The sequence below is a fragment of the Serratia montpellierensis genome, from assembly GCF_020858655.1.
In the GTDB taxonomy this organism is placed as follows: Bacteria; Pseudomonadota; Gammaproteobacteria; order Enterobacterales; family Enterobacteriaceae; genus Serratia; species Serratia montpellierensis.
Map to the genome: position 1 here is coordinate 97648 of NZ_VOSN01000011.1, position 9260 is coordinate 106907.

12 protein-coding genes, 1 pseudogene and 1 riboswitch are annotated in these 9260 nt (G+C 62.3%); of the genes and pseudogenes, 7 read left to right on the top strand and 6 right to left on the bottom strand.

Features of this window, described 5'->3' with window-relative positions:
• The 3 genes and pseudogenes from FUU19_RS11770 to gutQ form a co-directional block, all read left to right on the top strand.
• Window positions 1-111, top strand: a pseudogene (locus FUU19_RS11770) (transcriptional regulator GutM); the annotation flags it as partial.
• 83 nt (window positions 112-194) lie between these two features.
• Window positions 195-968, top strand: a complete 774-nt coding sequence (gene srlR / locus FUU19_RS11775; protein ID WP_033635559.1) for a glucitol operon DNA-binding transcriptional repressor SrlR — start codon at window positions 195-197, stop codon at window positions 966-968.
• Window positions 961-1932 (top strand): arabinose-5-phosphate isomerase GutQ, encoded by a 972-nt coding sequence (gutQ, locus tag FUU19_RS11780; RefSeq protein ID WP_063990517.1) that lies wholly within the window; start codon window positions 961-963, stop codon window positions 1930-1932. The genes srlR and gutQ overlap by 8 nt, the downstream gene beginning before the upstream one ends.
• 39 nt (window positions 1933-1971) lie before the next feature.
• On the opposite strand, the gene FUU19_RS11785 is transcribed toward gutQ, so the two are convergent.
• The 3 genes from FUU19_RS11785 to thiM all read right to left on the bottom strand — a co-directional run bounded on the left by FUU19_RS11785 (window position 1972) and on the right by thiM (window position 4106).
• Window positions 1972-2430, bottom strand: coding sequence for an inhibitor of vertebrate lysozyme family protein (locus FUU19_RS11785; RefSeq protein WP_033639640.1), 459 nt, complete (start codon window positions 2428-2430; stop codon window positions 1972-1974).
• Between the two features lie 84 nt (window positions 2431-2514).
• Window positions 2515-3315: a bifunctional hydroxymethylpyrimidine kinase/phosphomethylpyrimidine kinase gene (gene thiD, locus FUU19_RS11790; protein WP_033648851.1), complete on the bottom strand. Its 801-nt coding sequence runs from the start codon at window positions 3313-3315 to the stop codon at window positions 2515-2517.
• Complete coding sequence (gene thiM, locus FUU19_RS11795) at window positions 3315-4106, bottom strand: hydroxyethylthiazole kinase (RefSeq protein WP_049278612.1); 792 nt, start codon at window positions 4104-4106, stop codon at window positions 3315-3317. Before thiM ends, thiD begins: the two co-directional genes overlap by 1 nt.
• Window positions 4107-4141: 35 nt before the next feature.
• A riboswitch (TPP riboswitch) is annotated at window positions 4142-4238 on the bottom strand.
• A 142-nt stretch (window positions 4239-4380) separates the two neighbouring features.
• On the opposite strand from thiM, the gene FUU19_RS11800 reads away from it, so the two are divergent.
• Together FUU19_RS11800 and FUU19_RS11805 are read left to right on the top strand one after the other, a co-directional pair.
• Entirely contained in the window at window positions 4381-4806 is a 426-nt protein-coding gene (locus tag FUU19_RS11800; RefSeq protein WP_047730087.1) for a GNAT family N-acetyltransferase, read from the top strand.
• 101 nt (window positions 4807-4907) lie between these two features.
• On the top strand, window positions 4908-5588 hold the full coding sequence (locus FUU19_RS11805; protein ID WP_196018751.1) for a class I SAM-dependent methyltransferase: 681 nt from the start codon (window positions 4908-4910) through the stop codon (window positions 5586-5588).
• Here FUU19_RS11805 and FUU19_RS11810 read toward each other — a convergent pair.
• On the bottom strand, window positions 5565-6794 hold the full coding sequence (locus FUU19_RS11810; protein ID WP_230507131.1) for an MFS transporter: 1230 nt from the start codon (window positions 6792-6794) through the stop codon (window positions 5565-5567). The genes FUU19_RS11805 and FUU19_RS11810 overlap by 24 nt on opposite strands.
• A gap of 95 nt (window positions 6795-6889) precedes the next feature.
• On the opposite strand from FUU19_RS11810, the gene FUU19_RS11815 reads away from it, so the two are divergent.
• Window positions 6890-7339, top strand: a complete 450-nt coding sequence (locus FUU19_RS11815; RefSeq protein WP_230490580.1) for a winged helix-turn-helix transcriptional regulator — start codon at window positions 6890-6892, stop codon at window positions 7337-7339.
• Window positions 7340-7345: 6 nt separating this feature from the next.
• Here the strand turns inward: FUU19_RS11815 and FUU19_RS11820 are convergent, their stop codons facing one another.
• Together FUU19_RS11820 and FUU19_RS11825 are read right to left on the bottom strand one after the other, a co-directional pair.
• Window positions 7346-7606 carry a DUF1158 family protein gene (locus FUU19_RS11820; RefSeq protein WP_033655345.1) on the bottom strand — a complete coding sequence of 87 codons (261 nt, stop codon included), beginning with the start codon at window positions 7604-7606 and terminating at the stop codon, window positions 7346-7348.
• A 55-nt stretch (window positions 7607-7661) separates the two neighbouring features.
• The gene (locus FUU19_RS11825; RefSeq protein ID WP_230490579.1) at window positions 7662-8042 is read right to left on the bottom strand and encodes a putative T6SS immunity periplasmic lipoprotein; all 381 of its coding nucleotides are present in this window, start codon (window positions 8040-8042) and stop codon (window positions 7662-7664) included.
• Between the two features lie 212 nt (window positions 8043-8254).
• Between FUU19_RS11825 and rluF the strand changes: the two genes are divergently transcribed.
• Window positions 8255-9124, top strand: coding sequence for a 23S rRNA pseudouridine(2604) synthase RluF (gene rluF / locus FUU19_RS11830; RefSeq protein WP_141967245.1), 870 nt, complete (start codon window positions 8255-8257; stop codon window positions 9122-9124).
• The last annotated feature ends 136 nt before the right edge of the window (window positions 9125-9260 follow it).

Consider the following 9260-nt stretch of genomic DNA (forward strand, 5'->3'; position numbering starts at 1 on the left):
CTGCCTCGATTGCACGGTTTGCATCAGCGGGATTTGCGCCCGGATGTGATCTTCCCCGAGGATCGCGCATGCCAGTCTGCACTATCGTTAGCGATTGAACCCAAATCGTGATATTTTCACATTAAAAGGCATTACCTTTCATAGTGAATTATTCAGCGAGGGAAAATGCCCCACTCTTGTGAACGGGAATCGCGATGAAACCAAAGCAGCGGCAGGCCGCTATCCTTGAATATCTGCAGCGGCATGGCAAAACGGCAGTGGACGCCCTGGCCGAGCATTTCTCCACCACCGGCACCACCATCCGCAAGGATCTCACCCTGCTGGAAGAAGAAGGCGAGGTGATCCGCACCTACGGCGGCGTGGTGCTCAGCCGCGACGACGGCGATCAGCCGATCGACCGCAAAACCCATATCAATACCGAGAAAAAGCGCCACATCGCCAGCGCCGCCGTGGCGCTGATCGCCGACGGGGACTCGCTGATCTTCGACGCCGGCAGCACGGTGCTGCAGATGGTGCCGCACCTGGCGCAGTTCAATAACATCACGGTGATGACCAACAGCCTGACCATCGTCAACGCGCTGGTGGAGCTGGACAACGATCAGACCATCCTGATGCCCGGCGGCACCTACCGCAAAAAATCGGCCTCGTTCCACGGCAGCCTGGCCGAATCGGCGTTCCAGCAGTTCAGCTTCGACAAGCTGTTTATCGGCGCGGACGGCGTCGATCTCAACGCCGGCGTCACCACCTTCAACGAAGTGCATAACGTCAGCAAAGCGATGTGTGAAGCCGCCGGCCGCATTATTCTGTTGGTAGACTCCTCGAAATTCGGCCGCAAGAGCCCGAACGTGGTGTGCGAACTCAGCGCCGTCGACACGCTGATCACCGACCGAGACATCAACCCCGATTACCTCGCCGCCCTGCAGGCGAAAGGCATCAATATCCTTCTGGTAGGAGATCCCGATGAGTAACGCCAACGCCCTGCTCGCCTTCGCCCGCGAAACGCTGGAGATCGAGCTGACCGAAGCGCAACGCCTGCTGGCGCGCCTGGACGACAACTTCGTCTGCGCCTGCGAACTGCTGCTGAACTGCCGTGGCAAGGCGGTGATTTCCGGCATCGGCAAATCCGGCCATATCGGCAAGAAGATCGCCGCGTCGCTGGCCAGTACCGGCACGCCGTCGTTCTTCGTGCACCCTGCCGAGGCGCTGCACGGCGATCTCGGTATGATCGGCGCCGACGACGTGGTGGTGTTCATCTCCTACTCCGGTCGCGCCAAAGAGCTGGATCTGATCCTGCCACTGCTGGCGGAGAACGGCATTCCGGTGATCGCCGTCACCGGCGGCAAAGAGTCGCCGCTGGCGCTGGCCGCCGCCTGCGTGCTGGATATCGGCGTCGAGCGCGAAGCCTGCCCGATGGGGCTGGCGCCGACCTCCAGCGCGGTCAACACGCTGATGATGGGCGATGCCCTGGCGATGGCGCTGATGCGCCAGCGCGGTTTCAACGCGGAAGACTTCGCCCGCTCGCACCCGGGCGGCAGCCTGGGGGCGCGCCTGCTGAACCGCGTGCATCACCTGATGCGCACCGGCGATCGCCTGCCGCGCGTGAGCGAAAGCGCCAACGTAATGGAAGCGATGCTGGAGCTGAGCCGCACCGGGCTCGGGTTAGTGGCGGTCTGCGACGCGCAGCAGCGGGTGGTGGGCGTGTTCACCGACGGCGACCTGCGCCGCTGGCTGGTGAAGGGCAACAGCCTGCAGGATCCGCTCAGCCCGGCGATCACCCGCCCCGGCTATCGGCTGCCGGAGCAGTGGCGCGCCGGGGAGGCGCTGGAAGCGCTGCACGAACAGCACATCAGCGCGGCTCCGGTAGTCGATATGGACGGCGTGCTGGTGGGGGCGCTCAACCTGCACGATCTGCATCAGGCCGGCATCGGCTGATCAACGCCGGGGGCACCATCACCGGTGCCCCCGGTCAGATCATTTCCAGTCGGGATTGTTCTCGAACTGCTGCTTCAGCAGCGCTTTCATGTCGTCATTCGGCTTGCCGAGCCACTGGTACTTGGCATACTTCTTCGGATGATCGACGGCTTCCGGCCGATCTTCCACTTCCACCCGCACGCCCCAGGCCTGGGATTTGTCCGCGCTGAACGCCACGATCAAAAAGTTGTTGCCGCAGTCGTGCGGCTTGCACAGGTTGCCGACCAGATACTCTTTGCCCTTCCAGTTCAGATTCTGCGCCGGCGTAGAGGTGCCGACGCCCTTGCGCGCCCAGCCCGGCATCCGCGCCTGGCCTTTCACCATGTTTTGCCAGCTGGCCTGATACCCCGGCTGCTGAATCAAATCCGACGTGGTGACGATCTGCTGGGCAAAGCTGCCCGCGCTGAAGCTGAGCAGTGCGCCGAAGAGGGCGCAACGCAGCGCCTGGTGTCCCGTCATAGTCCTTCTCCCTAGGTTAAATCAGGTTTCGCCCGTCAAACCGGGCCTGAACTAGTCAGACCACGGTTGCGGCAAAAAGTTGACTCACCACCAGGCGTGAAAATGATGCACCGGCCCGATGCCGTGCCCCACTTCCAGCGTGTCCGCCTGTTGCAGCGCTTGTTGCAGGTAGTCCTTGGCGGCGGCCACCGTGGCCGCCCAATCGGCATGGCGCGGGCGCAGCGCCGCCAGCGCGGCCGAGAGCGTGCAACCTGTGCCGTGGGTATGGCGGGTGGCGACGCGCGGCGCGGTAAAGCGCTGCTCGCCTTCTGCGGTAAACAGCCAGTCCGGGCTCTCGCTTTCGCTCAGGTGGCCGCCCTTCATCAGCACCGCCCGGCAGCCCATCGCCAGCAGCGCCCGCCCCTGCTCGCGCATCTGCGCTTCATCTTCCGCCGGCGCGCACGCCAGCAGCGCCGCCGCTTCCGGCAGGTTCGGCGTAATGATCGATACCAGCGGCAACAGCTCGCGCCGGATAGACGCCACCGCCTCCGGCGCCAGCAACGGATCGCCGCTTTTCGCCAGCATCACGGTGTCCAACACCACGAATTCCGGACGGTAATGGCGCAGCCGTTCGGCTACCGCCTGCACGATGTCGGCGTTGGCCAGCATGCCGATCTTGACGCTGTCGATACGCACGTCGCTGAACACCGAGTCCAGCTGCGCGGCGACGAACGCCGGATCGATGTAATACACCGACTGTACGCCGCGGGTATTCTGCGCTACCAGCGCGGTGATCACCGAGGTGCCGTAGGCGCCAAGCGCCGAGAAAGCCTTCAAATCGGCCTGAATGCCGGCGCCGCCGCTGGGATCGGTGCCGGCGATGGTCAGGGCGTTAATGCGTTTCATCACAGATCCTCCCCACGCAGCTGATACAGGGCATCGAGAAACGCCGGCGTAAAGCTGCCCGGCCCGGCGGCCTGCCTGGCCGCGAGGCCACCGCAGTGAGACATCACTCGGCAGGCGGTCGCCACGTTATCCAGGCGATCGCCCGGCAGGGCGCAAAACGCCGCCGCCACCGCCGACAGCGCGCAGCCGGTGCCCACCACCCGCGTCATCAGCGGGGAACCGCCTTCGATCGCCCAGTCGCGCTGGCCGTCGGTGACGTAATCCACCGCGCCGGTGACCGCCACCACCGCGCCGCTGCGCTGCGCCAGCTCACGCGCGGCGGGCAATGCCGCCAGCGAATCGTCGCCGCTGTCCACGCCGCGGCCGCTGGCCAGCAACCCGCTGAGCGCCATGATTTCCGAGGCGTTGCCGCGTATCGCCGCCGGTTTCTCGTCCAGCAGCTGTTTGGCGAAGGCGGTGCGGTAGGAGAGCGCGCCGACCGCCACCGGATCCAGCGTCCAGGGCTTGCCGGCCTGATTGGCGGCGGCCACCGCCGCCCGCATCGATTCGGCGCGCAGCGCATTGAGGGTACCGACGTTGATCAGCAGGCCGTCGGCCAGCGCGCTGAACTGTGCCGCCTCTTGCGGCTCCACTACCATCGCCGGGGAAGCGCCGAGCGCCAGCAACACGTTGGCGGTCAGCGATTGCACCACTTCGTTGGTCAGGCAGTGGATCAGCGGAGGCCGCTGTTGGAATTGGGTCAGACAGGCCGCGGCGCGGGCGCCGGGTAGTGCATCAGGTCGAGCGATCATATTCCTCCCAACCGGCGTTCAAGAAGGCGGCGCCGGCTGGGCGGCCGTGACTTCCCTACGCTGGCATTATCCAGATCAGGTAATACGGGTATTTCTCAGCCTTCACGTAGAAGGGCACCCCGAGTCATGAAAATCAATAGGTTGTGATCAACGTTGCGTTAATCCCTGCAGGGGATCATGCCAGCGGCGGCGCGGACAAACAAGCGAATAAATAGGCTCAGCGGGCATACGCTGCACAATGCGCTATAGTGAGCACAAACCACCGGGAGATGCCATGCAGATAAGACCCTACCAAGAGACCGATCGCCCCTTCCTGCGCACGCTGTACCTGGCGTCGCGCAAGGCGGCGTTCGGCTGGCGCGATACCTCAAACTATCAGTTGGAAGATTTCGACGGCGCGACGCTGGGCGAAGCGATTTGGGTGGCGGAAGACGGCGGCACGCTGCTGGGATTCGTCTCCGTCTACCGCGAAGACAACTTCATTCATAACCTGTATGTCGATCCCCATCAGCCGCCGCGCGGCGTCGGCAGTGCGCTGCTGCAGGCGGCGGAAGCTACCTTCACCGCTACCGGCTCGCTGAAATGCCTGGTGAAGAATGAAAAGGCGCTGGCGTTCTACCGCAAACACGGCTGGCGCATCATCTCTACCGGCAACGACGGCGAAGAAGATTATTACCTGATGCATTCGCCGGCCCGCTAACGCCGCCTTTCCCGTCACAGAACTCATTAATGATAATGGATTTCATTATCATTTAAGCATACCCTTCCTTGTCTCTCTCAATGAACTTGGCAAGGAAGGTTATGCAATACCAAACGGATACACGCTTCCCCGATGCCGCGGCGGCGGACTACGATCGCCGCATTCTGACCCTGGTGCCCGGCTATCAGTTTGCCCAGGCGCTGCTGACGGCGACGCTCGCGCAGACGCTGCCGAATGACACCACGCTGTTGCTGGCCGGTTGCGGCACCGGCAGCGAACTGACGGCGCTGGCCGCCGCCAACGCCAGCTGGCGTTTCAGCGCCGTGGAACCCTCCGCCGGCATGCTGGCGGCCGCACGCGCCAAGGCCGAAGCAGCGGGTTATGCACAACGGGTGAGTTTCCAACCCACCTTGCTGCAACAAGCGCCGCAAACCCGCCACGATGCGGCGGTGTGCTCATTGGTGCTGCACTTTATCGCCGACGATGGCGCCAAACTGGATTTCCTGCAGCAGTTGGCGCAGCGCCTCTCCCCCGCCGCACCGCTGCTGCTGTTCGACTATCAACCGGATGGCCTGCCCGCCAGCCACTACCAACATTGGCTGCAAAGCGCCGGGCATTCGGCGGCGCAGGCGCAGGAGGTGATCGAACGCACCCGCCGCAACTGGCACCCGATGGCAGCGGCGCGCAGCCGTCTCCTCCTGGCGGAAAGCGGCTTCACCGCGCCTCAGCAGTTGTGCGGTGCGCTGGGCTTCCAGCTTTCACTGCTCCACCGCCGTCGCTGAGGGCGGCATCCCGCGCAGCGTCAGCCGCCAAAACAGCAACGCGCTCAGGCTGACGCCCGCCCCCAGCCAGCAGACGCCGCTCCAGCCCGCCCAGGCGTACATATGGGTGCCGGCAAAGGCGCCCAGCCCACTGCCGACGGCGTAAAACAGCATATAGCAGCCCACCAGCCGGCTGTGCGACTGCGGGTGCGCGCGGAAGATCATGCTCTGGTTCAGCACGTGGATCGCCTGGCCCGCCAGATCCAGCAGCACGATGCCCGCCACCAGCCAAACCAGGCCGCTGCCGAGCAAACCGAGCGGCAACCAGGCCAGCGTCAACAGCAGCAGACACACGCCGCTGGCCACTTGCCCCAATCCGCGATCCGCCAGATGCCCGGCGCGCACCGCCGCCAGTGCGCCCACCGCGCCGACCAGGCCGAACGCCCCCACCGCGGCATGGCTGAAGCTGAACGGCGCCTGGCTCAGCGGCAACACCAGCGAACTCCAAAAGAGGCTGAAAGCGCCAAACATCAGCAGCGCCAGCATGCCGCGAATTTGCAGCGTGCGCTCATGCAGCAACAGGGTCAGCATTGAACGCAGCAGCGCGGGATAACTCAGCGTACTGGGAGCGGTGCGCGGCGCAGGCAGCAGGCGCAACAGGATCGGCAGCAATACCAGCGTCACCCCGGCGGAGAAAAAATACACCGTGCGCCAGCCGCCAACGTCCGCCAGCGCACCGGACAATGTGCGCGCCAGCAGCAATCCCAGCACCACTCCGCCCTGCGCCGCACCAACCACCCGCCCGCGCTCCTGCGGCGCCGCCAGTGCCGCGGCAAAAGCGATCAGCCCCTGCGTCATGGCGGTGCCGAGTAGCCCCACCAGCAACATCCCTACCAGCAGCCCGGATGCGCTGTGCGCCCAGCCCACCAATAGCAGCGCGCCAATCAGCCCCAGTTGCTGCCACGCCAGCAACCGATGTCGGTTCAACCGATCCCCCAGCGGCACCACCAACAGCAGCGCCAGCGCGCAGCCCAACTGAGTCACGGAGATCACCATGCCGACCGCCGCCAGGCTGATGGAAAAATCACGGGCAATGGCGTCCAGCAACGGCTGCGCATAGTAAACGTTGGCCACGCTGAACGCGCTGGCACCGGCCAACAGCAGCACCAGGGATGCCGGCAGGCGCCCCAGCACCACACAGGGAGGATCCAGCAGTTTGTCGCTCATTGCACACCTCTATCTGGTTTCATTATTAAACCCAATGAACTTTAGGCGCAGAGGTTTTATAATGCAACCAGAATGTGCAGCTGGAGATAACCGCCGTGAAACGTAAAAGCCTGGAAGACGCGCCGTGCCCGGTGGCGCGCACGCTGGATGTGATTGGCGACTGGTGGTCGCTGCTGATCGTGCGCGACGCCTTCGACGGCGTCACCCGCTTCAGCGAATTTCAAAAAGGGCTGGGGATGGCGAAGAACATCCTTGCCACCCGCCTGCGCGCGCTGGTGACGCACGGCGTGCTGGAAATCGTGCCCGCCGCAGACGGCAGCGCCTATCAGGAATATGTACTGACCGAGAAAGGCCGCGCGCTGTTTCCGGTGATCGTCGGCCTGCGCCAGTGGGGGGAAGATCATCTGTTCGCCGAGGGAGAGGCGCACTCAATGCTGGTGGAAAGCGACAGCGGCCGCCCCGTCCCGCGCCTGACGCCGATCGGCAGCGCCGGGCAAACGCTCACCCCGCTCAATACCCGGGTGGTGAAGGTGGAGGAACGGTGATGAGAGTTAGTGGCGGTGCCCGCAGCTCACCCGCTGAAAAACCTGGCGGATAAAGAGCCATTCCAGACACCCGGCCAGCAGATAAACCGCGCCAAAAACGAGCGCACCAAACCATTCCGTATCGTTAAAATGGAAAAACCCACTGGCGTCAATCAGCCAAGCGGTTTGATTCTGGTTTAGCCTGGGTACAGGAAAAAGCTTTATTGTCAGCACAGCCAGCCCAACAACAGCCAATGCGTTAGCGAGCAACAGGGCAAGTTTTTTCATAGCCTTTCATTCTACAACCTAACGCAGTCCAACAAACTAAACCTAAGAACATGCGTTAATGGTTAACCCTCAGGTTGCCCCGTTCGTCGGAGACAACCATGAATGCGGCGGTAATCAAATGCGAACCTTCGGGTGTCTGTATATCGTAGGCGACGGAATAACACTTCCCTGGCCGAAAAGCATAGTCGAATACCGGCATGCACCTCCCCGGCTCAACGAAGAAAACGTCATTATCGATAGCTTTAATGAGCTTATCGCCTGATTCGCTATAAATCTGAACGAAGCGAATATTATCCCCCGCCTTCATAGAAGAAAGAATGTAGACATGGTTATCTTTGGCAGTGACGACGGCGGAGAAGCGCGGAGTCAGCTTATCGCCAGGCCCCGGACAGCCGACCAGGAAGCAGGCCGTGAATAGAACCACATATTTTTTCATGCTACCCATTCCTTATACGCGGCTCTGTATACCGCAGAGGCTCCCTATCGACTAATGCTCACTCATCGCTGTCTGAATTGTTTTATTATCCTAACCTGCTTAAAAAAAGAATCTATACCTTAACGTCTAACGTGAATCACGTCCGGAAGCCTTAACGATTCGCTTCGCAGCGTCATCCGGGTAATGTATAGTCCGCGTTTTACGGAGATCCCATGCTGACTAACTCATCCATTCGTCTGAACAAATACATTAGCGAGAGCGGTATCTGCTCACGCCGCGACGCCGATCGATACATCGAACAGGGCAACGTTTTCATCAACGGTAAACGCGCCACCGTGGGCGCTCAGGTATTTGCCGGCGATGTGGTGAAGGTTAACGGTCAGCTGATCGAACCGCGCAATGAAGAAGATCTGGTGCTGATCGCGCTGAACAAACCGGTCGGCATCGTCACCACCACCGAAGACGGCGAGCGCGACAACATCGCCGACTTCGTCAACCACAGCAAACGCATCTTCCCGATCGGCCGTTTGGACAAGGATTCGCAGGGGCTGATCTTTCTGACCAATCACGGTGACCTGGTCAACAAGATCCTGCGCGCCGGCAATAATCACGAGAAAGAGTATCTGGTGACGGTCAACAAGCCGGTGACCGACGAGTTTATTCGCGGCATGGGCGCCGGCGTGCCGATGCTGGGCACCGTGACCAAAAAGTGCAAGGTGAAGAAAGAAGCGCCGTTCGTGTTCCGCATCACGCTGGTGCAGGGGCTGAATCGCCAGATCCGCCGCATGTGCGAACACTTCGGCTACGAGGTCACCAAGCTGGAACGCACGCGCATCATGAACGTCGGCCTGAAAGGCTTGCCGCTGGGCGAATGGCGCGATCTGACCGATGACGAGCTGATCGAGCTGTTCAAGCTGATTGAAGGCTCCTCGTCCGAGGCCAAGCCGGCGAAGAAGGCCCCGGCCAAATCCGCCGCGGCGAAAAAACCGAGCGCCGGCGGCCCCAAAAGCGCCGACAAAGCCGCTGCACCGGCCGGCCGCAAGCGCTTTGCCCAGCCAGGGCGCAAGAAAAAAGGGCGTTAACCCCCGCTCGCGCTTCTCGCCAAGCCCGCCGTTGTGCGCAATGCTGATCAGTTAGCGTTTTTCTGCAGGCGTTAGTGACATTTTCGGTCGATAAAAGTGAGATGCCCCATGTGGCTCACGCACCTCGACCGAGCCA